Source organism: Vibrio tetraodonis, assembly GCF_003350295.1.
In the GTDB taxonomy this organism is placed as follows: Bacteria; Pseudomonadota; Gammaproteobacteria; order Enterobacterales; family Vibrionaceae; genus Vibrio; species Vibrio tetraodonis.
The window spans coordinates 36,331-61,370 of record NZ_QLYY01000009.1 but is presented as its reverse complement, the minus strand read 5'-3'; the positions used below and the strand labels follow the sequence as shown (position 1 = coordinate 61,370).

Genomic DNA, 25,040 nt, shown 5'->3' with positions numbered 1-25,040 from the left:
GCCAGTGAGTAGAGAAATGATAGGAACAATATAGGAGTGGTTATGTTCCAAGATAAAATCATCATAGATGGACTGCAGTATTGTCGTTGGGATAGAGAATACTTCCAAACTTTATTAGCAAGTGGTATTACCGCTTTGCATGCGACGATCGCTTACCACGAAGATGCACGCCAAACACTGACCCGTTTTGCTGAGTGGAACAGGCATTTTGAGCAAAACTCGGATCTCATCATGCCAATACACTCTATAGACGATATTGAGCAGGCAAAGTTACAAAGAAAAGTTGGAATCTTTTTCGGTGCGCAAAATTGTTCACCTATTGACGATGAGATTGGCTTAGTTGAAGTCATGCGCCGGCAAGGCCTTTTAATCATGCAGCTGACTTATAACAACCAAAGTTTGCTTGCGACAGGGTGCTACGAAAAAGAAGACTCAGGAGTGACTCGATTTGGCCGACAAGTCATAGAAGAAATGAACCGGGTCGGAATGATTATCGATATGTCACACAGCGCTGAGCGCTCGACACTAGAAACGATAGAACTTTCCTCGCGGCCGATTTGCATTAGCCATGCAAACCCCAGCTCTGCGCATAATGCACTGCGTAACAAATCTCATGCGGTTATTGAAGCTCTGACCAAACGAGGAGGCTTGATCGGCTTTAGCTTATACCCTTTCCATCTGCCCAGTGGTAGTCAGTGTCGATTGGAAGACTTTTGCCAAATGGTTGCCGAAACGGCTGAGCGATATGGCGTTGAACATTTGGGTATAGGGAGTGATTTATGCCTAAACCAGCCCCAGCATGTTCTGGAATGGATGCGTAATGGCCGTTGGTCTAAATCGATGGACTATGGTGAGGGAAGTGCTACAAATTCTGGTTGGCCTGAAGCCCTACCTTGGTTTGATGGCCGACAAGGCTTTGAAAACATCTATATCGGACTACTTAAGTTTGGTTTTAGTGACCATGAAGCGGGAAAAATATTGGGTACCAACTGGCTGACTTTTCTGACAAATGGCCTCAAAGCCCATTCATAAATACAATCCTTACAAGCATGGATTACCTCGCCACCGTTCTTTCGGTGGCAGGTTCTCTATTGCTGGATAACAAATATAATATGGAGTCAGTGTATGGCTAATTTCACTCATAGTATCAGCGGTACGTCGTCTGATGCGCACCATATCGGGGATAATACTCACTCTGCCGATAGGCTTGGTTTAACCAATCCAGCATTTTGGTATAGCGGTGGCTTGATTGCCTTGTTTGTTGGTCTAGCACTTTATGATGACCAATTGCTTACTTCTATTGTGAATACGGGGTTTGCTTGGTCGGTAAAAGTGTTTGGGCCGTATTGGCAAATACTATTATTGTTAACTTTTTTGATCGCCATTGGGCTTGCCAGCGGGAGAACTGGTCGAGTCATTTTAGGTGGAACCAATCAGCCAGATATGGATGCATTTCGTTGGACTGCAATCATCTTCTGTACTTTGCTTGCCGGAGGCGGTGTTTTTTGGGCTGCAGCAGAGCCGATAGCACATTTTGTTAACCCACCGCCTATTTATAGCGCGGGTTCTAGTCCTCAGCAGACCGCGATTCATGCACTGTCGCAATCTTTTATGCACTGGGGGTTTCTTGCATGGTCAATTGTTGGAAGTCTAACGTCCATTGTGGTGATGCACCTTCATTACGATAAAGGCTTCCCACTTAAGCCGCGAATACTCCTGTATCCTATTTTGGGTAAACGGGTACTTGATGGTCATATGGGCGCGCTAATCGATGCTTGCTGTATTCTTGCTGTCGCGGCCGGAACTATAGGTCCAATAGGATTTCTCGGCTTACAGGTTAGCTATGCGTTAAATGCATTGTTTGATGTACCAGATGGCTTTACTACCCAACTGATTATCGTCTTATTTGCGATTACCTTATACACCTTATCTGCTTTAAGTGGATTGCACCGCGGAATGCAAATGCTGAGCCGCTATAACGTCATCTTGGCAATTGCACTCATGCTCTACATTCTGATATTTGGTCCAACGAGTTTTATTTTTAATGGCTACATTCAGGGTGTAGGGACTATGCTGGATAACTTTATTCCTATGGCGACATATCGTGGTGATGAGGGGTGGTTGAGCTGGTGGACAGTATTTTTTTGGGGCTGGTTTCTTGGTTATGGACCAATGATGGCCATTTTTATCGCCAGAATTTCGAGAGGCCGTAGCATCCGTAAAGTGGTCACGACTATCAGTGTTATTGCGCCATTGACGACGTGTTTTTGGTTTACCATAGTCGGTGGCTCTGGGCTGGCGTTTGAACTTGCCGAGCAAGGTAGCATTAGTCATGCCTTTGAGGGCTTTAACTTACCGGGTGCGTTATTAGCCATCACTCAGCAACTGCCATACCCAATGTTGACCTCAGTATTATTCCTAATTCTTACCACTATTTTTATTGTTACCACTGGAGATTCAATGACCTATACCATTAGTGTCGTGATAAGTGGTGATACTGAGCCTAATGCCTTGGTAAGAATGTTCTGGGGCGCCATGATGGGAGTGACTGCCCTGATTCTTATCTCTATGGGAGCAGGAGGCATTTCCGCGTTACAATCTTTTATTGTTATTACCGCGGTACCTGTGTCTTTCATCTTGCTGCCGTCTCTTTGGAACGCTCCGCAGATTGCACTAAAAATGGCTAAAAAGCAGGGCTTATAAGCTTACCAAAATTTCCAATCCTTATATTAAACAAATAACAACAAAAGGTAGTGAGTAAAATGGATGCACAAAAAACTACTGATAAATCAATGTCACTGCGTGATAGAAATATTGTGATGGATGCGAAAAGACTAGGTGTGATGCATCAAAATAGAATCAGTTTTTCACGTAGTCTAATCCGTAGAATGTCTCGAGAAAACTGGCAGTTGGCTTGTCAGAGATGGTGCTTGAATGAGCTTGGCTATGGGCACGTTATTTACCGCTTAGCCACAGTAGAAAATACGTATCACTTGGTTGTGTTTTGCGATGAAATCGCCGACCAAGAACGAAATGATCGTGTTATTGCTGAAAAATGGGACGTCACTTTTGCTCTTGTTATCGGAGAAGTTGACGATCAACTCTTGGCGTTGTTGCGTGATAATGTACCCATGCAAGAAGCTGGGCGTTATAAAAATTGCGTCCTAGTTTTAGGGCGTGCAAACAAAAGTGTCCGTGTTTTCGACAGCTTAGTTTCTAGTCTTGCACATGGCGCTCAACCTGCAGCAGAGATGCTTACAGAAACGGGTTATGTACTGCGGACAACAGCAGTATATGGCAATGGAAAGTTCGGGATCGCCGATTTTAAAGCACTTGAGAAGAACTCAGACTTTCGATATTCATTTAGTGCACAAATGTGCTCCGTATACCTTCTTCGAGAGTTTAGTTTAGACTGGATTAACTTTTTGGCTAAGCAGGCTGGAGGTAGAGAGGCTGTCACGTTGAATAAAGAACTAGCGCGTTATCTCGGTATTGGTAATGCGACGGGTTTAGGTATGGCGCCATACCTTATCAATCACCCATGTGTTGTCGATCAGTGGATGACCTCAAGAGAAAAGGCGCTATCCAGAACTTTATCTAGGTCACCAGATAAGAATGTACGGGGTCGGTTTTATCAATTAATAGAGAGAGCGAGCCAACACTTTAAGCAAATACGCACTATCAACACGGCTCAAGAATCAGCGAATCACCAAACGATAGTGGAACTGAAAGTCATCATTGAACATTCGCGGGATGGCAGTCGTCATAATAAAACTTGGTTGGATACATTTGAGTATTTTGCTGACTATTCAGCGCAAACCCAAGAAGTGGCCCTTTCTTGCTTGATGGAACTCTATCCTGAATCTGTCGATGAGTTTGAGGTGCTTATGAATGCGCAAGAGGCGCTAACCATAGATGCTAATTATTCGATAGGTGAGTTAAAGAAACTTATTGATGAAAAGTATCGTTGGGCGATTGATGACGATTACTCTCAAACTGAAAACACCTATTGGTTTTGGTATCGCTCGCAAGATAAAGAGGAACCTAGATTAGGAGTTCGTGGTCTTGAAGAGGGCGAAGATAGAGAGTTAACTCTTGATATTGGCCGCCAAGTGAATCAACTTTATCACCAAGTGTGCGCCTATGACTCTCAATCTAGCATTGCTCAATTTTTGCTGCATTTTCCTCAATATCGAACCATTGCTCGCAGAGTATGGACAATGGCTCATAGAGCCATGGGAGATATTCAAGTCAACATATTGAGAAAAGACGCTTTACCTATTGATTTGCTACGTTGCAAATTAGCTATGCTCGGAGCCACTAAGTTTGATCCACGTTCTGATCGTTGGGTTCGAGTCACTTTTTTCCAAGGGGCGCCGCTACTTATTGATCTTAAGACAAAACCGCTAAATGATGACTGGCTATTTCCGCTCCTACCAAATTGTGAGTCACAAAAGGGGGCGGTAGTATGATGGTATCCTACAACGAGTTGTTTTCAGCGGTTGAGAAAGCCTTCCGAGGAGAGCTGCGCTTATGTGGTGAAGCGGATATCATAGCCGCTATGGTAGTGGATCTTCAGATGCTTGGTCTTGATGGTATACGCCAATTTAACCAAGCGAGCCGGTGTTATGGCTGGGGGCCAGATAATGCCATGCAATACCGTGATGTCAATGACAATCAGCTTAGCTTTGACTTGGACTATGGCAGTCTTGCTTGTCATTTTCCGGTTGTGATTGATGTCGCGATAGGTCGCCTAACTCGAGCTGAGTCTCTTTTTATCCGTATTGCACGATGTAACCATCCATGGTTCATTCATGGTGAGCTTATACAATTGGCGGCAAAAGGGAAAGCGTCTAGAGCAAGTTGGTTCGACAAGGACAGCGCTAGGCAAATCTTCTATGTGTTAAACTCTGGGCAAGCAGCGCCAGAGATTACTTATAAAAATACCACCGAAAATTATCGATCTATGGGTGATATTGTTGACATTGAAATTTCCGGAAGTGATTTTGAGTTACCTAAAGATGAGATGGAGGCCTCTTGCCATATACATTCTCATCAATTACTTGCAACTAAAGAACTCGCGTGTCGAGATGGAATTTTTGTAGAGGATGCAGAATGGCAGTACCTTGTTAGTCAGTCAAAACGTAATCTTGTCGCCACTAATGAGCGCTCAGAAAAGGGTGCGGGAGAAACTTCGGCTAAACCCGAGTGGACCAGTTAGGAGAAAGTTTTAATAGATATAGCCAAGGTGCTCGCCTTGGCTTTTTTATTAGACAGTAGTTGTTTGGTATTGCGGTGTACTCTGTACGGCGAACTCTCGTCCATCGAGTAGCCCTTTACCCTTCTTAAGTTCATTTAATCGAGCGTTTACCACGCCATCTGTACTGGAAAAATCGATTTTGTAACTGCCGATATATTCTTGTACGTATTTTGTTGACAGTGACTTGAGTTTGTCTATGTAGACAACTGCTTTATCAAATTCGCCTTGTGATACGGCTTCAAGCTTTGGTGTCAAAAGTTGAGCAAACCGATAGGGGTGGCCGACAAACCCGCTTCCCATCACAAGAGCCGCTACGATTGGAGTGGTTACTACCGCGCTTTGAAACCACTCTGAAAACATTTTATGGTCCTTGAGCATGCTGGCATTAGAGGTACGGTTAAGCCACTCTTTTTTCGCACGCTCTAACGTGTTTTGTAACAATGAACGCTGAACAAAAAAGTCGACCAACTTAATGATTCGTTCTAATACGATGACGATGAGACTGACCAAGGAACCAACGCCCACAGCAGTGGCACCTGCAATTCCAGCTACAGTATGCGTAAAGTCTTTTATGCCACCAAGTGCTCCAGACGCAGAGTGGCGGGCGAGAGTTCTCGATATGATACTGGGATGACCACCCAACAATTCAACGCCTCTCCCTTGATAGATTTGGGTGATAAGGTCTCGTGATTTCAATACCGATTTTTTTACATCAGAATAGAGAGCGGATGCACCTCGCACGTAGCCCCACCCGGGAACCACGCTCGCTAGATTGCCTGCGAATTTACTAATTAAATAAGTCCCCATTTCGGCCAGCCATTCTATCCCATGCAGCAAGTCACCATAAATGTGTTTTATCTTATCGAGCAATGAACGAAAAAAGTCTGCGAATAGTTCCTTGATGCTATTTTTCATCGCTGAAGTCACTTCAGATGCTTTCTGAACCGCTTTGGATAATTTTTTTGCGGCTTTGGATTTTTTCAACTTTGCCATTGCTTCGGTGTTACTAAGTAAACTATCCGTTGCTTGCTTAAAATCTGACAGGGGTTCTGTACCCACAACAAATGTACCGAAAAAATGTGCGTTAGATATGGTCGCGATTTTGGCAATTTCGGTACTAGCAAGCATGTACATCGCGCCCATACGAGCATCTGCCATTTCAGCAATCTGAACACCTCTTGCCGATTGAGATGTTTTTCCAAATATTTTATCTTTAATGAACCGCTTGAGTAGATTCATTTTCATATCAGCCTCCAGCACAAAGTACAGCAGCATTAATTATGCTGATTGGGTTTATGTGTTTATCAATAGTCTAGGCTCCTATTGATAAATTTAACAGATTGATGATAATTTGGTTTTGCTGAACTAGCTCAGACTCTAGAAAGTGGCCGTGTTTGAAGCTTAAATATTGTGCCACTAGTAGGCTTAACAAGTAATTGATTACAGGAGTTCACCACATGTATTTCGCATATTCGTGCTGAATCTTTGTTAGATCTGGCCTCTCCATGGTTTTTACTAGGTGAGTTAGATCGGCGTTTGGGTTATGGTTAAGCGCTTGGTCAAGTTGTATGGCCGCATTTACCACGTATCTACCACAGTTGGTTCTATCCGAGAGATCTTGAAACCCAGTACTCAAGGCGGTGATGTTCAAACTGTAATCGAAGTTACGTAAAGGGTTTAATTTTGAATCTAAAATATACATACGCCTTTTTTGGATAAGGCCAAGGACGATGTGGTCGCATGTTCTGAAATGTCCCCTTTCTTTAAGACCCATCGGAATCATTACAGGTATATTGGGATCTTGCGCATCTCTTATCGATTCAAGTTTATAGCTCAGAATACTCAAAGGTATCCAAAAGCCGTTAATGATAGTCAGTTTATGAGAAGATAGCCTTTGGCTCATGATGTTATTCACGTCACCTATAGTTAGCATACGTGTTTTCTTTGACTCTTGGTGGGTTTCAATACTATCTGAAGTCTCAGAAAAATGTGTTTGAGACCTTTCTAAAACTGATTCCATCGATATGACCTGAATGATTTTCGAACAATGAAACCAGACTATTATTTTTGCCGATATTTTTTATATCATTAACTGGTCATGCCAGATTTGGTGGTTGTGTTGTGATAATTAATAGAGTGAGCTGAGTGAGGTTACTGGCTTATGGTAGATTGGGTAGCAGTTGCACTAACGAAAAGAGAGTTGGTGGAATATTAAGAATGCTAGGAGCTTTTTGTTCACGCCGTTATGTTTGGTCTTGGTCGTAATATTGCTCACACCTTAATTAGGCGTTATTCGGTATATGGATATTCAGCTAAAACAAATAAAAAGCGATGAGTTTAATAGTCTGTTTTCAGTTGTGAAACATGGGCTATTCACTCATATTGATTCAGTCTTATATGTGCTCAGAAGGTGGGCGCTCGCGCCCACTTAATCAAGACAAACAGAGATAACGACTTTTTAAATGGTTTTGGAAATGCGCCGCATTCAGGGTTTCGCCTGTTGCTTTTTTGACTAATTCGTCTGTGGTCAACAAGCTTCCCTTGCTCCAAATATTGTCTGATAGCCAGTTAAAGATTGGTGTGAGGTCTCCCGATTTAATGGCAGCATCCACATCGACACTGTTTTGCATTGATGCCATAAATTGAGCCGCATACATAGCGCCTAATGTGTAGCTTGGAAAGTAACCAAATGCTCCGTCTGTCCAATGGATATCTTGCATACAGCCATTGCGATAGTTACCTTCGGTCGAAAGGCCGAGATAGGTTTGCATTTTATCATTCCACAACTCAGGAACGTCTGTGTGCTTAATTTTGCCATTAATTAGGTCACGCTCAATCTCGTAACGCAGTATCACATGAGCAGGGTAGGTGAGTTCATCGGCGTCTACGCGAATAAAATCTTTTTTCACGCGAGTATAAAGCTTGTAAAAATTCTCTTGCGAGAAAAGCTCAGGGTTATGCCCATCAAAACGTTTTGCGGCATAGTTTGCTAAATGGGCGATAAAGCTGTCACTTCGACCTATTTGCATTTCAAAAAACAATGACTGAGATTCATGAATACCCATTGAACGGGCTTCACCGGAAGGAAGACCTGATAGTGATTTGGGCAACCCTTGCTCGTAGCGGGCATGGCCAGTTTCATGAATAATCCCCATTAACGACTGAGCGAACTCATTCTCATCATAGCGAGTGGTAATGCGAACATCTGAAGGTATGCCACCACAAAAAGGGTGCATACTCTCGTCCAAACGTCCGTGGTTGAAGTCAAATTGCAGCATCTTCATGACTTCTAAACCTAACGCTTTTTGTTTCGCTGATGAAAACTCTCCCTCAGGCATTAGGTATTGATCACTGGACTGTTTTTCGATCGCTTGGTTGATAAGGTCGGGCAGCCAACTTTTTACATCGGAGAAAAGCGTATCGAGAGAGGCAGAGTTGGTGCCTGGCTCATAGATATCCAACATAGCGTCATAGGGTGTTGTGCCATTTGCCTCTGCTCGGATCTTCGCTTCTTCTTGAGAAAGTTGAACCACTTCTGCCCAGTTTTTTTCAAATCCAGCCCAGTCATTGTCTTTTCGCTGGGTGCGCCATGCATGTTCACATTTAGAGCCAGCTAGAGACTTGGCTTGAACTAGGGACTCTGGTAGCACGTTGGCTTGTTGCCATTGGCGTTTTAGCTCGCGTAATGTTGCTTTGTCTGCTGAGTCAAGAGGTTCATTTTCTGCTTGGTTAAACCATTCTTCTAATTGAGGTAGTGTGTGCAGACTATGGATGTGGACAGATAATTCAGCCATAGCCTCGGAGCGAGCTTGGTTGCCGCCGCTTGGCATAATCGCCGCTTGGTCCCAGCCGCAGATAGCCGCAAGGTGATTGAAATGAGAAATCTTTTTTGAATGCTGCTTTAGTTTTTCAAATGCGCTCATTAGCGTTCTTCCTTGACTATTAATAAGGCTAAAAGTGTATCAATCTCAAACTCTGATACCAAGTGTTCCCAGTTAATAATGCGATTAATTATCTGTTATATCTCACGTTATGGAATCATATTCATTAACCCCAAATGATTATTAGTGTTTTCCAACAAGACAATTTGGTGTTAAAAATAGCAGTTAAATATCAAAGTACTTCAGATATTGTTGTTTAGGAGTCAGGATGATCGCTAATATCGAAGCCTTTTTAATTGCCATTACTATTTTGACCTTAACCCCAGGCCTAGACACGGCAATAGTGATACGAAACGCCTCCCGTGGAGGGGCGAAAGATGGGATAGCTGCCAGTTTTGGCATCTGTATAGGTCTGTTTGTGCATGCGACCTTATCGGCTGTGGGCATCTCGGCAATTTTAGCCCAGTCAGCACAGTTGTTTAGTATGGTCAAAATGATAGGCGCTGTTTACCTTATTTGGCTAGGGCTAAGTACACTTAAAAATATCTACAACGGAAAATCTGATGCCATCAATTGGTCAGGAACTCAAAACCAAAGCAACATAAAACGCTCGGTTAGAGAAGGCTTTTTATCGAATGTGCTTAACCCCAAAACAGCTGTATTCTACTTGGCTTTTTTACCTCAGTTCATAAACCCCGAGGGTTCGGCAATCGCCCAAACAATCATGATGGCAAGCATTCACTTTGTTATTGCAATGATTTGGCAAAGCAGTTTAGCTGTGTCGCTAAGTTGCGCAAAAAACATCATCGGTAACACGAACTTCCTGCGTAGGATGGAGGCAACGACGGGCGTTGTTTTGGTAGGGTTAGGTATCAAGTTGATGAGCGAAGGCTGAACCAAGTATGATTTAGCGCCTGACTTAAGGCGCTAAAAAGGTGTTTTGTTGACTTAACTTGCTTTATCGAGTGTGTGTGGTAGTCCAAAGCGCTGCTTTAAGTCAGTGAGGAAAATAGGGTCTTCACACATGGCTTTTTCTGGCTCATCGCTAATTTTTGCAACCGAAGAACCATTGCACTCTGTCATTTTTATCACCATAGATAGAGGTTGATAGCTATTCCTATCATTCGACCAATCGCCCATATCATTGGCGAGAAATGTACCAATTCCGAAGCTGATTTTCGCTCTGTCACCAAAGTACTGGCAGATTTCCAACGCTTTTTCGAAGTTCAACCCGTCGGTAAATATCAGAGTCTTGGATTTTGGGTCGATACCGAGCGATTGGTAGTGAGCTAATATTTTATTGCCCCAATCAAATGGGCTGCCAGAATCATGGCGAACTCCCGCATAGGCTGCTGCTCTTTCATAGGTGAAGTCTTTTAAGAACGCATCAATGCCTATGGTATCGGTTAAGGCGATTCCAAGAGTGCCATTAAACGCTTGGTGCCATGTGTCTAAAGCAACTTGTTGCGAAAGCTCAGGATTACCAAACTGTTGATGGGCCATAAACCACTCGTGAGCGACTGTCCCTATTGGTTTTATGCCAAACTGTTTGGCGAGGTGATAATTACTGGTGCCAGACATCAAGTCTGGGGCTTGTTGGTTTAGGTAACGGATAAGCTCATATTGCACTTTTGAGCTGAACCGACGGCGGCTTCCCATCTCGGAAAACTGAAAATTGGCGATTTGCCTTTTGGCTAATTCAGCTCTTAGGAAAGCAATTTTCTTTTCTAGAGTTAGTGTAAATTGTTGCTCTGGAATACATCCCCAACGCGCCTTGTTGCGCACCTCTGAAATAATACTCATCACAAGGGTTTCGTAGAGAATCGTTTCGTGCCAAATGCCACTTATTGAGACACGCAGCTGCCCATTAACGACGCTTACTGCCGTCTGCTGCATGGGCTTGAATCGAAAGTCGCCTAGATAGCGAAAAAAGTCTTCATCGAGATAGGTCGCTTGATTCTTGAGGTAACTAATTTCTTGACCACCAAATTGGTAGTTGGCTAGTTGATTGATTTCTCGAGCTATTTCTGTTTTTAGGTCAGACAGATCTTCTTTGGAACGCACGATGAGCTCATAACGAACTTGAGTATTAGGATAGTACTTACGAGCCGCAAACATCATATTGATTTTGTATACGTCAAGATCTAATGCACTTTGGATAATAATATCGTTAAACAGTGAAGCGCTCATCAAGCCTATCCTAAATGTGTCTGTTATGTTGATTTAGGGGACTTTAATCAAAGAGTACATGGTTTGTCAAATTATGTTACTAACTTATATTGTGTAGATTTGATCTAATTCATAGTAATCATTCTAATTTAACTCATATATATAGTAATGCTATTTAATGAGGTTAGTCACTGTTTGTTACTTTCTTATTGACCCACAACATTTCAGTGGTAAGGTACGTGACAGTTTAAGAACTTTGGGAATCAATAATGATTGTCACAATAGACATGATATGTCTCAGACTAGGTGAGCATGGACTGGAAACCTTGTTGATTAAAAGAGCTAATCCAGAGCGTCCACAGCCAGGTCTTTGGGCTATTCCCGGTGGGTTTGTTTTTGAGCAAGATATGTCTCAAAATGGCGGGCAAAAAGCTGATCAAGATTTCGAGGCAGCGCGCAAACGTATTTGCCGCCAAAAGATTCACACATATCCAAATTACATTAGCGAACCTATGGTTGACGGTAACCCTAAGCGCGATCCAGAAGGTTGGAGTGTCACCATTGCCCATTACGCACTCGTTAATAGGGCCAATATTGAACAAATAGATAATTGTGGCTTGGGGCAAGAACATCTCAAGTGGTTACCGTTGAATACCATCTTAGATAATCAAATGGAACTGGCTTTTGATCACGCAGAGTTAATTCAATTAGCTTGGAAAAAGCTTAGAGCAGCAGTGGAGTATACCTCGGTTGCTTTGTTTACTTTGGATAAAGAATTCTTAGTCTCAGACATCATAGCGGCTTACGCAAAGTTTGGTGTTGAAGTAAACAGAATGACAGTCAAACGACGCCTTATCGATACCGGTGTTATTGTCAGTGCAAATAAAATGGCCTCGACCAATCGAGGAAAAGGTGGAAAACCCGCTCAGGTATATAGTTTGGCTGAAAATACGGTGACGTATTTTCAAACTTGCCTGCGTTAGAGGTGCTAGGAGTAAGTAATGTTTTTACAAACGGTGAAAGTAGAAAAAAATAAAACCGCGTCAATTGATGTTGATCCTCAAAAAGGCTTCAGTGAGCTTTGTCCAAACGAGCTTCCTGTTGCTGGTGCTCTTGAGATAGTGAGCGAGTTAATTGAAAACCACAGCAAGGCTGATTTTTGTTTAGTGTCGAGAGATATGCACCCATCAGGTGCTGCTTGGGAAGCGGAAAAACCGGAAAATATGCTTGAGCCAGTCGGCCTTTCGGAGGTTGATATTAAATGGAATCCGCATTGTATCGTAGGGACGTTAGGAGCAGAACTACTTCCCGGTTTGCCACAGATTCGAGATTATGATTTCCAGATAAATAAGGGGATGGACCCTGACGCCCATCCCTATGGGGCTTTTTATCATGATCAAGCGGATGTTTTGTCGACTGGTGGAATTGAGTATTTGCGAGCTAACAAAGTTGAAACAGTTATCGTGGGCGGTTTAGCGTTAGACTTTTGTGTAAAAAAATCGATAGAACAATTGTTAGACGCGGGCTTTAGGGTGATTTTAAACTTAGCCTCGACACGGGCAGTATTCCCTGAAAATGTAGACCAATTGACTCAAGAATTTTTTGAGAAGGGAGTATGTTTGGTGGAAGGAGCGGCTGGCATAGTCAGCGAATAAAGAGCGAAATAAACAATGCGAAGTTATTAGGCTTCGCATTGTATACACATTATAAATTAAGCGATTGCTTTGTTTGTTGTGGCCCGGTTGAACTGGCTAAAGTAAATTTTGGTCTCTTCGATAACTACATTGCGCAGGGCAAGTAAGCCAATCAGGTTGGGGATTGCCATCAGTCCGTTAACAATGTCGGCAAGTATCCAAATCATGTCGAGGTGCAAAAAGGCTCCTGATGCAACCAGAGCAACAAACACTATTTTGTAAGGTAAAACAGCGTTAGTTCCTAACAGAAATACCACGCAGCGCTCACCATAATAGTTCCAACCTAGAATCGTCGTGAAGGCAAAAAATATAAGGCCAGTGGAAACAATCATAGGACCGAGTGTTGCTGAATCTAGTCCGACAGCAAACGCATGAGTCGTCATTGCTGCGCCTGAGAAATCACTTTGCCATGCTCCAGTCAGAATTAGAGCCAGCCCAGTCATGGTGCATATTATGATGGTGTCAAAGAAGGTTCCTGTCATTGAGATTAGACCTTGCTTCACGCAAGAATCAGTTTTAGCTGCAGCGGCTGCCATAGGAGCGCTACCAAGGCCGGATTCATTGGAGAAAACACCTCTTGCAATGCCTGATTGAATCGCAAGCATGATACTAGCTCCTAAAAAACCACCTGTTGCCGCACTAGAGCTAAAGGCGGAAACAAGCACAAGTTGGATGGCAGGGATCAACTGATCGGCATTTACTATGATGACGCCAACACATGCTAATACGTAAAATACTGCCATTGCAGGGACAACTTTACCTGCCACTTTAGCGATTGATTTAATGCCACCTAAGGTGACGAAAGCGACTAAAAGTGTCAGCGTAATCGCCGCGAATGAACGTGGCACACCGAAAGATATTTCGCTTGCATCGAGAATCGCGTTGACCTGAGGAAACGTTCCGATACCAAAGCAGGCAACGAGTAAGGCAAAAATAGCAAATAAGGTTGCAAGAAGTTTAGAGCCAACGCCATCTTGAAGGTAATACATAGGCCCGCCGATCATTTGGCCATTAGCATCCACTTTTCTGTATTTAACCGCAAGTAGACACTCTGCATATTTGGTGGCCATACCAAAAAGAGCCGCTAGCCACATCCAAAATAAAGCACCTGGACCACCTAATTTAATGGCGGTAGCAACGCCAACGATATTACCTGTACCTATAGTGGCAGAAAGAGCGGTACATAAAGCGGCGAAACTAGATACATCTCCTTGTTTGTCTGAGTCGTGCTTACTAAACAGCATGGTTAGTGCTTTTGGCAGGTATCTAAACTGAAGCAGTCCTAAACGAAACGTGAAATAGACACCAGTACCGACAAGCAGTATCAATAGTGGAGGGCCCCAGACAAAGTTGTCTATTGTGGTAAGTAAAGATTGAAGATTGTTCATGAATTCCCCGTAGTGATAAATGTTACTAAGGAGAAGAGTGAAAGCGCACAGACAATGGCTCAAGCCAAGATTTTGGACAAAAGGTTTAATTTATCTGCGTTATTCTTTGCACTCCTCTGTCCTTTTGCCTGAAAGTTTCACTCACTAATTTGTCGTGAGCTTGCTCCTTCGGCGACCGATTAAACGGTTCTCTCCAGAGGTTCCTCCAATGACAGTCCACGCTGCATGCACAGCACCTGAAAGATTTACTTCTTCGGTAGGTTATTCGGCCATTTGTATGCAAATTGGCGAAAAACCACTCTCCTGCCATCTTCATTGGAACGATTGTTTAATTACTAAACAAAAGTAAGTCGAAAGTGTGGTCACAATCGAAGTGTGAAATTTATCATGTTTATTGTGCAATTCAATGTATTTTTTGATTAAAGATATTGTCTGAAAGAGTCTTTTGAATTTTCCTGTGTTATTTTGACGCATAAATCCTATGTGTCAATATGACTCTTTTTGGGGGTGATTTAATCTAAGCTGTTGATAGTTATTCACTCTTAAAGTTGGCAAGAGAAATGCTATGTATAAAGGAAATGAACGTAAGCACTGGAGTCATTATGTTTAATCAACCAACTCGCGATACATTTAAAACACTATTGGCTGTTTCAAATATCGGTTTAACCATCACTTTTTTAGCACTGGTTGTGAGTGTGATCATTGCGTATCCATATGCTGATGCCTTCAGTTTAGAGGCGCAGGTAGCCGCGCATATCAGTACTATTATCATTGCGGCATTTTTGAAGGTGAGTTATGTCACTCGATGTCTAGCGCAATACAACTTAGGCCTTGAAGTAAGGTGAAGAAGATAGGTAACGCCTGTGTGGCGTTACCAGCGCTTGGTGCTAAAAGTAGTTTGCGTCTACTAATTCCCCAACACGAACCGCTTTCACATCCTGTCGAGCTTCAAGCCAAGATATTACTTTTGCTTGTTGCTCACTGCTAACACTTTTATATCTCTCTGCATGGCAGATAAAGCCTTCAAAAAGCTCTAAGCCACCTCCGCCAAAACTTAAGTCTAAAGCGTCAATATAGTCAATAAACTCATCAACAAAGGTATCGTAGTTATCAAAGTCTTGTATCTTTGTATCACAGCTTACTTCAAATCCGAGCATCGCAAACTCGCCAAGAAATAGTTTCTTTTGAATGCGACGCTTTTTGCTATCTAACTTGAATGGTTTCATCATCATTTCACCTTGGACATAAGATCACTATTTATACCTCATTTTTACTGTCCACCCAAATTTGTGAGCTGTGTTATGTGAAATAACTGATTGATGCACAGTAGTTTGAGACAAAGTTGATATCTTTAAATGATTATTTAGGTCAAAAGCGCGTAAAACAGACTTAGCACTGACCTTAGAACCTCAAAAAATGGTATAACTTAAAGCAAGAAAGAGGAAAATTTGTTTGGTTGGCTAAGGAGAGTGTATGACGAGATTGATCGCTATCGTATTTTTGGCTGCATTGGCCTTTGTATTGATTCGATATCGGACCAATGAAAAACTGCAAAGATATGTCGTTATTACCATGATTTCAGGCTTTTTAATCTACACCTCGGCTTTAGTCGTGACCGAACTAATGCGTTAATTCAGTAGGAGCAAAAACAGTGAATAACGAGTCTGATGTTGAAAATGATGATGTCGTAGTTATCGAAGAAAGAGATAAACGGAGCTACCTGTACATAATCATTGCTGGTTTACTAGGAGCTGCTCTAGGTGGACTGATAGGCTCATCTTTGACTTCTTCCAAATGGCAAGAGGCATACCACGGGTTAGAAACCAAATATCAGGAACTTGTGGAAGAGAAAAAGCAGTTAACTGACGAAGTCGAAGACAAGTTGACTCAGGTCGATGCTGAGATCCAAGCTAAGTTAACTAAGGCGATAGATGAAAAGAAACACACTTTTGATGAAACTATAAAAAGCTTAAATGATCAGGTTGCTGAATTGGAAAAAGTGAACCTTTCTCTAGAAGAGCAACTCAACGAGGAAAAACAAAATATTGCCCAAGCGACACAAGAAAATCGCAAGTTGAATAGACAAGCGGATATGCAAGCGACCATGTTTGAGCGTTCACGAGAGTTATTTCAGCAAGAGCTGAAAGTCAAGCAAGAGCTGGAAGCATTGGAAAAAGAACGTGATGATCTTCAACCAAAGTTGAAGCAATTAAAAGCTGATTGTGATTTGTATTTAGCGGGAACCTCATGGGAAGCTAAGTCGGATGCCTGTGATAAACAAGACGAAGCTAATTCTCGTTTAAGTCATGTTAATCAAATGATTCGTGTGCATCAAATGGATCTAAAGCAAATTAAGGCACTAGCAAGTGAGTTAGGTTTGTAAATCATTCCGCTTGGTTTGAGACAAAAGCCTCCTAATAAGGAGGTTTTTTTATACCAAATTAGTCAAGGGAATAATTAAAGACTAGGTTTAAGTAGTGTGATGACGTCTGTTGAGTAATTGTAGGGTAGTAAGGTGAGCAAAAATGTTGGTGTAGAATGGATGACAATGATCGCAGACCTTGCTTACTTGTGCTCTGTTGCAGTTGTCTCATATGGTTTAGTCACCCAACCCCATGTATGGACTAACGTTTTTCTTCTAGTGCCAATGGCGATGGTTGTTGCATTATGGGTGTCCGATCGACGCATAAAGCATCTATTTGCCTTTTCTGCGGTCGCTTTATTTATTGTGGGAGGGTTGATAGAGCCGCTGGAAGTAGGTGTTATTCGCAGTGGACTCATTCTCATTCCCCTGTGCTATGTTGTCCTTTTCCCTGGTTCTATGTGGCCTATTGCTGTGGCTGCGGGGATCATTAATGGGTATCTATATCAACTGACTTCTCTGGATGTTGGCTTATTTATAGAGATAGCGGCCCAAGCGAGTGCTATCTCTATTTTTGCGACTATGATGGCTTATTTTTATATTGAGACCCGCAAGCAGGCTCAAATTTATCAACTCCAAAGTATTACGGACTTTTTAACAAAGTTGCCTAACCTGCAGGCATTTTACGAGGATATCAAAGAGGTTAATCAAGATAATGCCGAGCGATTTGGAATACTGCACATAGGTTTAGATGGTTTTAAACACATAAATGATCGTCTTGGATACCGATATGGTGATATGTTACTCGTTGCTTTCGCTCAACATATCGACCGTTTGATCGGAGGCTATGGTAAGTTTTACCGCCTTGGGGGCGATGAGTTTGCTTTGGTTGTTGAGAGTACTGAACTCAGACCTACATTAGTCGAAGCTGTTGATGTCCTTCGCCGACATGAAAAAACCTTATTCAATATGGAAAACACCAGTCACCGACTAGGTTTCGGTGTTGGTATTGCTTTGGCAAAAGATGCGCCTAACAACCTTGAGGTTTGGATTAAAAATGCGGACTTTGCTCTTTACAAAGCGCTTTCGCAAGGCGCTGGTTATGTGTGCTGGTTCGATGACCAATTGCTGAATGAGACCATTCGCCAGCATCAGATTGAGACAGAAATAAGAGCTGCACTTCTCAGTGATCAGTTTGTTTTGTATTATCAGCCTAAAGTCTCGATTGGAGATGCAAAGATCATCGGGGCCGAAGCGCTTATTCGTTGGAAGCACCCTCAATTAGGTTCTATTTCGCCCGCAGAGTTTATTCCAATTGCAGAGAAGACCGCACAAATTGTACCTTTGGGTCAGTGGATCTTGCGCAAAGCTTGTGAGCAAGTACAAGCTTGGCATGTTGAAGGTATTGATGTTTGTGTCTCAGTAAACGTCTCCACTGTTCAATTTGATGATGCTGACCTCTTCAAGGCTATCTGCGAAATTCTTAGAGAGGTTCAACTTCCTTCACACCTGCTACAGATTGAAATTACTGAGTCGACATTAATGAAGGATCCTGAAGGTGTGACTGAGATATGTAATCAATTAAGAGCGTTGGGGGTATCAATCGCAGTGGATGATTTTGGTGTTGAATACTCGTGTTTGAAATACCTAAAACATTTGCCAGTTGATGTTCTAAAAATAGATAAGTATTTCGTTAATGAGTGCGCAATACATGAAGCGGATCGGATCTTACTCAAAACAATAGTCCAAATGGGGCATAGCCTAGATATTAGCGTAGTTGCGGAAGGAGTAGAAAATGAGCAGCAGCTCGAAGTATTGCGCCAAGAAAAATGCGACGCTTATCAGGGTTACTTGTATTCTCAACCTCTGACACCGAGCGAGTTTATATCCTTAGTTGAACATCATAACCAAAGCATGAAAGAGTAATCTTTTTTTATTTTCTTGCCTCGACTCAGAGCTGAAAGAAACCATAATTTCGCACGGCAATGTCTTTCATTTATCATGCTTCGTGATGCTTCGTGATGCTTCGTGATGCTTCGTGATGCTTCGTGATGCTTCTTTATTGAAATTAACTGAAATGAATACGTATACATAAAAGTACTGAGCTCGATATGATATTGAGTTTTCTATTTTTATATTGCATCATGGTGTCTATATAGATTTGATGGACTTAAATTATAAATGACAACTAATAACACCTCATGCAATGTTTCTATTTCTCCCTTAGACTCAGCCCACTTAATCGATGTTCAGAATATTACATTGTCGGATGAGCAAGAAAAATATTCAGGAAATGCTGAAAGCTTCCTTAGCTCAGGTAGCGAAACCACGCATCTTTACGTTATTAAAAGTGGCAGTAAACCCGTGGGTTTTTTCAAAATTGACACCCTGTATTCTGATAATTTTTCATTCTGTTCCAAAAATAGCTTAGGTGTAAAAGCGTTTGCAATAGATATTAATTGTCAGGGGAAGGGGATTGGAACTCTGGCAGTCAAAGCTTTATTATCATATCTTGGCGTTAATTATTCCCAATATAAAAGCGTTTATCTTACTGTCAATTGCAAAAATCCAGCAGCCAAAGCGTGTTATCATAAAGGTGGTTTTCTTGATACTCAGCAGCTCTATTTAGGTGGTGAAGCTGGATCTCAGCATATCATGTACGCAGATATAGGTAATCGATAACATCATAGAAAACATTGACTTAATTACACAGAGATTGAGACTAATGAGATTAAAAAAATATTTACTTCCAATAATTTTGCTTACTATGTATGGGTGTAGTGACATAGTTACTAGTGAGTATCCAACATACCAAAGTGCCAAAGAAGATGACCTATTTCAGCGTGGCTGGTTACCTGAAATTATACCAAGATCAGCAACAGATATCGTCGTTAATAACAACCTTGATTCTAATGAATCGTCAGGACGCTTTGTCTTACCCAATGACGCAATGCTTGATTTTAAGGAGAGGCTGAAATCTACCGAAAAGCAAGAGCAACTATTATATGTTAGTGGTGAAACTGAGTGGCTTTTTGATTTTTCTGATAGAAAAGTTATTTATTATAGATTAAGGTCTTTAAACTAATAAAATCGCTTAAAGCTTGACTTTGAAAATAATAAAAAGGATAACATATCTAAGATTAGAAAATTAAATTCGTTTTTACAGGGAAGTTAAAATGAAACTAGCACAACTCAATATCGCGCATGCTAAATATCCATTAGATCACCCCAATATCATAGTCAATATGTCAGTATGGGAAACGGCAGACTCTCTCAAAGACTTTATGTTTCGCACTATTCATAGAGATTTTATGCGCCGAAAAAAAGAATGGTTTCATCAAGTCGCAGAAGACACTTACGTGCTTTGGTGGATAGAAGACGACTATATTCCTACTCCGCAAGAGGCTATAGAAAGACGTGACCACCTTAGAGCAAACGGTGATACCCCTTTCGCTTTTACTTTTAAAACAAATTTTACTGCTGCTGACCTATATGCGGATAGGCATGGAGTCAGCTAAGTTAAGAAGCATTTAAGGACATCTTAACTTCAAGACCTGACTTAATCTTTCATACTTAGTATCAGTACAGCCGCTATCGCTAAGAATATACTCATAATTAAAAACACATCGTTATAAGCCATAATTGCAGCATCACGCTGCATGGTGTTAAGTAACACAGCTTCTGCTTGCTGAATTGCTGTTACAGCGTCACGTCCCGCTTGCATGAAGTATGACTGCTGCTCACGCAATGCATCCCATGCCGTGGTACTAACATAGGGTAGTGACTCTTTAATATGAGATAAGTGCTCACGAGTTTTGTTATCTAACAAAGTTGCAATGATAGCAATGCTAAAAGCGCCTCCAAGATTGCGCATCACATTGGTTAATGTGGATGCATCAGCGGTATTATGATTATCGATATTCTTCATTGCGACCAAAGATAGGGGAACCATAATAAATGGGCTTCCTACCGCCCTAAGAAGCATTGATAGAATAAGTTGCTGTCCGCCAAAGTCTATAGTCATATGTGTATTGACGAAACAACTTAAGCCAAACATAACAAAGCCAAATGTAACCAAGTACTTGGGCTTTATGATTTGGGTGAGCCTTGGTACTAATGGGAAAAACAGTAACTGTGGGAACCCCATCCACATGAGTACTTGGCCTATTTCCATAGCGTTAAACTGTTGAATTTGCGTTAAGTACAGAGGTAGAACATAAATGGAACCCAGTAATGCCATCCCTAAGATCAGGTAAGCGATACATGACAGAGCAAATTGTCGGTCCCTGAGTAATCTGAGATTGACCAGTGGCTTTTGGTGTTGCAGCTCGTTGATCACAAAATAGATTAAACTAATAGCGGAGATAGCGCTCAGAGCAATAATAAATTGAGAGCTAAACCACTCTTCGCGATTGCCTTCTTCGAGTACCACCTCGAGACAGCCGAGTCCTATTCCCATTGTTGCGATGCCAAACCAATCTGCTTTCTTAAATTTTGAAAAGCTAGCTACTTCATCGTCTAAGCCATAACGAACCATAACGATAAGTAGAATTGCTGGAGGAACGTTGATGTAGAAAATGTAATGCCAAGAAAGGTTCTCGGTTAACCAGCCGCCAAATGTCGGCCCAATTGCCGGTGCAAAGGTGGCGGTGACACCGAATAAAGCCATTCCCACGGCACGTTTGTTTAGGGGAAGCAATTGAACAACTAAGGAGAAAGCGAGCGGGATCAATGCACCTCCACTGAAACCTTGCATAGCTCGAAACACTATCATTGATGTCATATTCCAAGACAATGAACACAACAGCGAGGATACGGTAAAAATACTTGTTGTCCATGTGAGGTATCTGCGCTTGCCTAATACCTGAGACAGCCAACCACTGAGTGGGATAGCTATCATCTCTGCGACTAAATAGGATGTTGATATCCAAGAACTTTCATCGAGTGTAGCGGACAGCGCGCCTTGAATATCTTTTAGTGATGAATTGGTGATTTGGATATCTAAAATGGCCATAAAAGCACCAATCAAACCACCAATCAAAGCAATCCAATTTTTGATCGGTACTTCATTCTCAGTGGACGTAGGAGTGTAGGTAGCATTTACAGACATGGGGCTAACCCCGAGTGTCTATTGTGGTGACAACAGACAGTCCGGGTAGTAGCCGGCCTTTAAGACTTTGTTGATTGGGTATGGTGATTTTAACCGGTACCCTCTGAACGACTTTTGTAAAATTACCCGTTGCATTCTCTGGTGGAAGTAGGGCAAATTTTGCTCCTGTTGCTGGAGAAAAACTGTCCACTACGCCTATTAGAGGCTTATCAGGGAAAGCATCAAATTCAATGTTCACTTTTTGCCCCTTATGAATATCACCAATTTGCGTTTCTTTAAAATTGGCTTCCACCCAAATATTACTCGTAGGTACAAGGCTCATTAGCGGGGTTCCGGATTGAACAAGGAGCCCTTGGCGCACACTTCTTTTTCCAATGATACCGTCTGCGGGAGCGTAAATTTTTGTATAACTCAAGTTAAGTTCAGCTTGGTCAACATCCACTTTAGACTCGGTAATAGCGGCTTCAGCTTTACGAATGTCACTGTCAATTACGGACAGTTGGTCATGAGCCGCGACTAAGTTAGCATTGGCTTCATTCAGTTCTGCAAGAGCGACTTTCTGCTGTGCGAGCATATCATCGACTTCGTCTTGGGAAGCATAATTTTTCTTGCGAAGACTACGTGAACGTTCCAACTGCTGAGCGGAACGTTGATATTCAGCTTTAGCTGAATCTACGCGGCTTTCAGCCTGTCTTATTTGACTTTCTTGTAAGGTTCTTTGCGCCGATAGATTGTCGATACTTGATTCTGATACCGCAAGGTGAGCTTTTGCTTGTTCAAGTTCAGTTACATAATCTCGTGGATCAAGCTCAACCAGTAAATCTCCTTTCTTTACTTTCTGGTTATCGCTAACGAAAGACTTGGCAATATAACCGGAGACTTTTGGTCGTATGGTTGTTATGTCTCCTTGCAGGTAGGCGTTATCGGTGGATTTAAAGTATCGAGCGTACCCAAGCCAATATCCAATGCAGAGTATGGCGATAATCATTATCGCACTGGTTGCGATAAACAGGACTTTATTGCTTTGTTTCTGCGGTCTGATATGGGTTGAATCCGTCATGCTGTGTCTCTTATCGTTATTGTTAATGATCACAAATTGTAAATGAAAATGATTAACTGATAAGATAGGAAAAAAGGGAAACACTGTTGCAAATATCTTACCAATTAAACCAAGGAGGGAAGGGTGGATTTAAACGCTATTACTGTTTTTGCTCAAGTTGTTGATTGTGGAAGCTTTACCCATGCGGCTGATGCGTTAGATATGACAAAGTCGACAGTTAGTCGAAAATTGGTGGAATTAGAAAAGCATTTGGGTGTTAGGTTAGTAACACGATCGACTAGAAGTCTGGTTTTGACACCAGAAGGAGAGCGCTTCTATCAATCTAGTTTGCAAATTTTAGAACTATTGAATCAAGCTGAGCTCGAAGTATCAGCTAACCAAGACTTGATCCGTGGCCCACTAAAAGTTGTTTTGCCAGTCGAGCTGGGCCATCAAGTATTAGGTACGTACATCAATACGTTCCTAAAACAATACCCTAATGTCACCATCAATCTTGAATTATCTAATCGAGAAGTGGATATTATTTCCGAAGGGATCGATCTCTACGCACAAGTGGGGGAGATACAAGATTCCTCTTTAATTTCAAGACACTTAACCAAGTCTCAACGTGTCTTGGCGGCTAGTCCAGAGTATCTGGACGAGTTTGGTAAAATCAGCTCACATCAAGATCTCCAGAGTCCTCACCAAATGGTAGACGTGTATAGTCGCGCAGTTAAGTTACCCAAATGGCACTTAATTACACCCAAAGATAAAGACTCTATACAGATAGATTTACCTTATCGTTTACGGGTGAACACGATTACTGCCTGTCTCAAAGCATGTCTAGACGGTTTGGGGATTGCAGTATTACCTGAGTTTATATGCCGAGAGCACTTCACTAGTGGTAAGCTTGTTCAACTGCTACCTGAATATACAATGCCTGAAGTCTCGGTGAGCCTAGTCTATGCTGACCGACAGTTGATGCCAAAACGAAAGAAAGTATTTATTCGCTATCTACTTGAGGCATTTGAGTCTAATACTCGGGCAAATCACTAAACTACATTGACGACCTTGGTTAAGCTTGTTAGCAGATTGTGCGCGCTTGAGCCAGACATGTTATAAGGCTCGAAACTTGCGCTTTCTGAGTATTTTAGAGTAATCGGTCGCGTTATCTCCATCTCAGGAATGTAACCCATAGACCAGTCGGCGAACTCTCTTTCATTAGTTTCTGAGTAATCTAGTAATATCACATCTTTATGTCTGTTGTCGTTTAGGATGTGATGGTAAACTTTATTTACTTGTTCTCTTGAACCCTCCAAGCACTGAAGGAAATACTTTCTGCTAAACAATAATACGCCAGTGACATTTAATGCTGTATTCTTTTTACGTGCTTTATCTAGGATATTTTGAATATCTGACTCTGTCACACCTTCAGTAATCTCACTCGCATACACCAATCTGACTAGAAACATATAGCGCTCCATTGCGTGGGTTATTTGAACGACATGTATACAGTATATGCAACTACATTATTTTGGGTGATGTAATATCACCTGTCATACAAACTGTATTTAAGTAATTCAGCGTAGATGAGGAGCATTGTGAGATAATTCATTGAATTGTAACGGTATGGCATTAAAACCAAATGTGAACTATGTTGCAAAACGCAGTTTGCTGAATTGCTGCAATTATCAAGTTTGTTATCATTTTCAACGTACGTAGCTTTCGTTATTTATTTTTGCAAAGACAGGCAGAGAACCGTGGTGGAAACAAAAATATCTCAGTTGCATAAAGAGTTTTATGCCCAAATTAGCGCTTTGCAGGCCTACTCTTTGCCACATACTAAGCCGACACTCTCTTTACTCACTGAAGAAGAGCTGCAGTTTCTTGCAGATATGTGGGTTGAGCTTTCTGTATGGAAAAACAGTCATAATCACTAAACACAATAAGTATCTTCTTTTGTACACATTAAAAGGCCTCAGTGATAGAATCCGCTGAGGTTTTTATTGCCTAAAACCAAACATGTTATATTATAACATTAAGTGATCTGACCATTGATTTATACCAAATGAATCCTCTTAGTTAGTCACCCGTAAGGTTTCTATAATCAAAGAAACAGACAATAATAATGAATCAA

The 25,040-nt window shown here is 41.8% G+C and carries 24 protein-coding genes, 2 pseudogenes and 1 riboswitch; of the genes and pseudogenes, 17 read left to right on the top strand and 9 right to left on the bottom strand.

The genetic code is table 11. From position 1 onward, the window contains the following. Window positions 1–42 precede the first annotated feature (42 nt). The 4 genes and pseudogenes from DPF90_RS06460 (at window position 43) to DPF90_RS06445 (ending at window position 5,221) form a co-directional block, all read left to right on the top strand. Window positions 43–1,032: a membrane dipeptidase gene (locus DPF90_RS06460; protein ID WP_114785513.1), complete on the top strand. Its 990-nt coding sequence runs from the start codon at window positions 43–45 to the stop codon at window positions 1,030–1,032. Window positions 1,033–1,200: 168 nt separating this feature from the next. Beyond that, window positions 1,201–2,703, top strand: a pseudogene (locus DPF90_RS06455) (BCCT family transporter); the annotation flags it as partial. Between the two features lie 59 nt (window positions 2,704–2,762). Next, window positions 2,763–4,472 (top strand): hypothetical protein, encoded by a 1,710-nt coding sequence (locus tag DPF90_RS06450; RefSeq protein ID WP_114785511.1) that lies wholly within the window; start codon window positions 2,763–2,765, stop codon window positions 4,470–4,472. Then, window positions 4,469–5,221 (top strand): DUF3726 domain-containing protein, encoded by a 753-nt coding sequence (locus DPF90_RS06445; protein ID WP_114785510.1) that lies wholly within the window; start codon window positions 4,469–4,471, stop codon window positions 5,219–5,221. The genes DPF90_RS06450 and DPF90_RS06445 overlap by 4 nt, the downstream gene beginning before the upstream one ends. Before the next feature lie 48 nt (window positions 5,222–5,269). Here DPF90_RS06445 and DPF90_RS06440 read toward each other — a convergent pair whose 3' ends face one another. Beyond that, window positions 5,270–6,505: a hypothetical protein gene (locus DPF90_RS06440; protein ID WP_114785509.1), complete on the bottom strand. Its 1,236-nt coding sequence runs from the start codon at window positions 6,503–6,505 to the stop codon at window positions 5,270–5,272. Between the two features lie 205 nt (window positions 6,506–6,710). After that, window positions 6,711–7,280 carry a hypothetical protein gene (locus tag DPF90_RS06435; RefSeq protein WP_162813994.1) on the bottom strand — a complete coding sequence of 190 codons (570 nt, stop codon included), beginning with the start codon at window positions 7,278–7,280 and terminating at the stop codon, window positions 6,711–6,713. A 280-nt stretch (window positions 7,281–7,560) separates the two neighbouring features. On the opposite strand from DPF90_RS06435, the pseudogene DPF90_RS20440 reads away from it, so the two are divergent. Next, window positions 7,561–7,653 (top strand): annotated as a pseudogene (locus DPF90_RS20440) (GNAT family N-acetyltransferase); the annotation flags it as partial. 39 nt (window positions 7,654–7,692) lie between these two features. Here the strand turns inward: DPF90_RS20440 and DPF90_RS06425 are convergent. Next, entirely contained in the window at window positions 7,693–9,183 is a 1,491-nt protein-coding gene (locus DPF90_RS06425; protein ID WP_114785507.1) for a carboxypeptidase M32, read from the bottom strand. Window positions 9,184–9,409: 226 nt separating this feature from the next. On the opposite strand from DPF90_RS06425, the gene DPF90_RS06420 reads away from it, so the two are divergent. Continuing rightward, the gene (locus DPF90_RS06420; protein WP_114785506.1) at window positions 9,410–10,036 is read left to right on the top strand and encodes a LysE family translocator; all 627 of its coding nucleotides are present in this window, start codon (window positions 9,410–9,412) and stop codon (window positions 10,034–10,036) included. A 53-nt stretch (window positions 10,037–10,089) separates the two neighbouring features. On the opposite strand, the gene pncB is transcribed toward DPF90_RS06420, so the two are convergent. After that, a complete protein-coding gene (pncB, locus tag DPF90_RS06415; protein WP_114785505.1) occupies window positions 10,090–11,331 on the bottom strand; it encodes a nicotinate phosphoribosyltransferase in 1,242 nt (413 codons plus the stop codon). Window positions 11,332–11,579: 248 nt separating this feature from the next. On the opposite strand from pncB, the gene DPF90_RS06410 reads away from it, so the two are divergent. Beyond that, window positions 11,580–12,293, top strand: a complete 714-nt coding sequence (locus DPF90_RS06410; RefSeq protein WP_114785504.1) for an NUDIX hydrolase — start codon at window positions 11,580–11,582, stop codon at window positions 12,291–12,293. 18 nt (window positions 12,294–12,311) lie between these two features. Next, window positions 12,312–12,965, top strand: a complete 654-nt coding sequence (locus DPF90_RS06405) for an isochorismatase family protein (RefSeq protein WP_114785503.1) — start codon at window positions 12,312–12,314, stop codon at window positions 12,963–12,965. A gap of 56 nt (window positions 12,966–13,021) precedes the next feature. Here DPF90_RS06405 and DPF90_RS06400 read toward each other — a convergent pair whose 3' ends face one another. Beyond that, window positions 13,022–14,392 carry an alanine/glycine:cation symporter family protein gene (locus tag DPF90_RS06400; RefSeq protein ID WP_114785502.1) on the bottom strand — a complete coding sequence of 457 codons (1,371 nt, stop codon included), beginning with the start codon at window positions 14,390–14,392 and terminating at the stop codon, window positions 13,022–13,024. A 106-nt stretch (window positions 14,393–14,498) separates the two neighbouring features. Beyond that, window positions 14,499–14,599: riboswitch (glycine riboswitch) on the bottom strand. 395 nt (window positions 14,600–14,994) lie between these two features. Between DPF90_RS06400 and DPF90_RS06395 the strand changes: the two genes are divergently transcribed. Next, the gene (locus tag DPF90_RS06395) at window positions 14,995–15,237 is read left to right on the top strand and encodes a hypothetical protein (RefSeq protein ID WP_114785501.1); all 243 of its coding nucleotides are present in this window, start codon (window positions 14,995–14,997) and stop codon (window positions 15,235–15,237) included. A 42-nt stretch (window positions 15,238–15,279) separates the two neighbouring features. On the opposite strand, the gene DPF90_RS06390 is transcribed toward DPF90_RS06395, so the two are convergent. Beyond that, entirely contained in the window at window positions 15,280–15,618 is a 339-nt protein-coding gene (locus tag DPF90_RS06390) for a 50S ribosome-binding protein YggL (protein WP_114785639.1), read from the bottom strand. Between the two features lie 247 nt (window positions 15,619–15,865). Between DPF90_RS06390 and DPF90_RS20335 the strand changes: the two genes are divergently transcribed. The 6 genes from DPF90_RS20335 to DPF90_RS06365 all read left to right on the top strand — a co-directional run bounded on the left by DPF90_RS20335 (window position 15,866) and on the right by DPF90_RS06365 (window position 20,272). Continuing rightward, window positions 15,866–16,024, top strand: a complete 159-nt coding sequence (locus tag DPF90_RS20335; RefSeq protein ID WP_172971825.1) for a hypothetical protein — start codon at window positions 15,866–15,868, stop codon at window positions 16,022–16,024. Between the two features lie 19 nt (window positions 16,025–16,043). After that, window positions 16,044–16,775, top strand: coding sequence for a chromosome partitioning protein ParA (locus DPF90_RS06385; protein WP_114785500.1), 732 nt, complete (start codon window positions 16,044–16,046; stop codon window positions 16,773–16,775). Window positions 16,776–16,907: 132 nt separating this feature from the next. Then, window positions 16,908–18,680, top strand: coding sequence for a putative bifunctional diguanylate cyclase/phosphodiesterase (locus tag DPF90_RS06380; RefSeq protein ID WP_114785499.1), 1,773 nt, complete (start codon window positions 16,908–16,910; stop codon window positions 18,678–18,680). Between the two features lie 255 nt (window positions 18,681–18,935). Further along, window positions 18,936–19,436, top strand: coding sequence for a GNAT family N-acetyltransferase (locus DPF90_RS06375; RefSeq protein ID WP_114785498.1), 501 nt, complete (start codon window positions 18,936–18,938; stop codon window positions 19,434–19,436). A 43-nt stretch (window positions 19,437–19,479) separates the two neighbouring features. After that, window positions 19,480–19,839, top strand: a complete 360-nt coding sequence (locus DPF90_RS06370) for a YbbD-related protein (protein ID WP_114785497.1) — start codon at window positions 19,480–19,482, stop codon at window positions 19,837–19,839. Window positions 19,840–19,930: 91 nt separating this feature from the next. Then, on the top strand, window positions 19,931–20,272 hold the full coding sequence (locus DPF90_RS06365) for a DUF3291 domain-containing protein (protein WP_114785496.1): 342 nt from the start codon (window positions 19,931–19,933) through the stop codon (window positions 20,270–20,272). A 41-nt stretch (window positions 20,273–20,313) separates the two neighbouring features. Here DPF90_RS06365 and DPF90_RS06360 read toward each other — a convergent pair whose 3' ends face one another. Then, window positions 20,314–21,864 carry a DHA2 family efflux MFS transporter permease subunit gene (locus tag DPF90_RS06360; RefSeq protein WP_114785495.1) on the bottom strand — a complete coding sequence of 517 codons (1,551 nt, stop codon included), beginning with the start codon at window positions 21,862–21,864 and terminating at the stop codon, window positions 20,314–20,316. A gap of 4 nt (window positions 21,865–21,868) precedes the next feature. Further along, window positions 21,869–22,924 (bottom strand): HlyD family secretion protein, encoded by a 1,056-nt coding sequence (locus DPF90_RS06355; protein ID WP_114785494.1) that lies wholly within the window; start codon window positions 22,922–22,924, stop codon window positions 21,869–21,871. 123 nt (window positions 22,925–23,047) lie between these two features. On the opposite strand from DPF90_RS06355, the gene DPF90_RS06350 reads away from it, so the two are divergent. Beyond that, window positions 23,048–23,959, top strand: a complete 912-nt coding sequence (locus tag DPF90_RS06350) for a LysR family transcriptional regulator (RefSeq protein ID WP_114785493.1) — start codon at window positions 23,048–23,050, stop codon at window positions 23,957–23,959. Here DPF90_RS06350 and DPF90_RS06345 read toward each other — a convergent pair. Then, complete coding sequence (locus DPF90_RS06345; RefSeq protein ID WP_114785492.1) at window positions 23,956–24,375, bottom strand: BLUF domain-containing protein; 420 nt, start codon at window positions 24,373–24,375, stop codon at window positions 23,956–23,958. The two genes, DPF90_RS06350 and DPF90_RS06345, sit on opposite strands and share 4 nt — an antisense overlap. A gap of 291 nt (window positions 24,376–24,666) precedes the next feature. Between DPF90_RS06345 and DPF90_RS20330 the strand changes: the two genes are divergently transcribed. Then, window positions 24,667–24,843 carry a hypothetical protein gene (locus DPF90_RS20330; protein ID WP_420855721.1) on the top strand — a complete coding sequence of 59 codons (177 nt, stop codon included), beginning with the start codon at window positions 24,667–24,669 and terminating at the stop codon, window positions 24,841–24,843. The last annotated feature ends 197 nt before the right edge of the window (window positions 24,844–25,040 follow it).

Bases quoted from the DNA above. Each gene is read 5' to 3' on its own strand.
- DPF90_RS06460 (WP_114785513.1), top strand. From the start codon at position 43: ATGTTCCAAGATAAAATCATCATAGATGGACTGCAGTATTGTCGTTGG.
- DPF90_RS06450 (WP_114785511.1), top strand. From the start codon at position 2,763: ATGGATGCACAAAAAACTACTGATAAATCAATGTCACTGCGTGATAGA.
- DPF90_RS06445 (WP_114785510.1), top strand. From the start codon at position 4,469: ATGATGGTATCCTACAACGAGTTGTTTTCAGCGGTTGAGAAAGCCTTC.
- DPF90_RS06440 (WP_114785509.1), bottom strand. From the start codon at position 6,505: ATGAAAATGAATCTACTCAAGCGGTTCATTAAAGATAAAATATTTGGA.
- DPF90_RS06435 (WP_162813994.1), bottom strand. From the start codon at position 7,280: ATGGAATCAGTTTTAGAAAGGTCTCAAACACATTTTTCTGAGACTTCA.
- DPF90_RS06425 (WP_114785507.1), bottom strand. From the start codon at position 9,183: ATGAGCGCATTTGAAAAACTAAAGCAGCATTCAAAAAAGATTTCTCAT.
- DPF90_RS06420 (WP_114785506.1), top strand. From the start codon at position 9,410: ATGATCGCTAATATCGAAGCCTTTTTAATTGCCATTACTATTTTGACC.
- pncB (WP_114785505.1), bottom strand. From the start codon at position 11,331: ATGAGCGCTTCACTGTTTAACGATATTATTATCCAAAGTGCATTAGAT.
- DPF90_RS06410 (WP_114785504.1), top strand. From the start codon at position 11,580: ATGATTGTCACAATAGACATGATATGTCTCAGACTAGGTGAGCATGGA.
- DPF90_RS06405 (WP_114785503.1), top strand. From the start codon at position 12,312: ATGTTTTTACAAACGGTGAAAGTAGAAAAAAATAAAACCGCGTCAATT.
- DPF90_RS06400 (WP_114785502.1), bottom strand. From the start codon at position 14,392: ATGAACAATCTTCAATCTTTACTTACCACAATAGACAACTTTGTCTGG.
- DPF90_RS06395 (WP_114785501.1), top strand. From the start codon at position 14,995: ATGTTTAATCAACCAACTCGCGATACATTTAAAACACTATTGGCTGTT.
- DPF90_RS06390 (WP_114785639.1), bottom strand. From the start codon at position 15,618: ATGAAACCATTCAAGTTAGATAGCAAAAAGCGTCGCATTCAAAAGAAA.
- DPF90_RS20335 (WP_172971825.1), top strand. From the start codon at position 15,866: ATGACGAGATTGATCGCTATCGTATTTTTGGCTGCATTGGCCTTTGTA.
- DPF90_RS06375 (WP_114785498.1), top strand. From the start codon at position 18,936: ATGACAACTAATAACACCTCATGCAATGTTTCTATTTCTCCCTTAGAC.
- DPF90_RS06370 (WP_114785497.1), top strand. From the start codon at position 19,480: ATGAGATTAAAAAAATATTTACTTCCAATAATTTTGCTTACTATGTAT.
- DPF90_RS06365 (WP_114785496.1), top strand. From the start codon at position 19,931: ATGAAACTAGCACAACTCAATATCGCGCATGCTAAATATCCATTAGAT.
- DPF90_RS06360 (WP_114785495.1), bottom strand. From the start codon at position 21,864: ATGTCTGTAAATGCTACCTACACTCCTACGTCCACTGAGAATGAAGTA.
- DPF90_RS06355 (WP_114785494.1), bottom strand. From the start codon at position 22,924: ATGACGGATTCAACCCATATCAGACCGCAGAAACAAAGCAATAAAGTC.
- DPF90_RS06345 (WP_114785492.1), bottom strand. From the start codon at position 24,375: ATGTTTCTAGTCAGATTGGTGTATGCGAGTGAGATTACTGAAGGTGTG.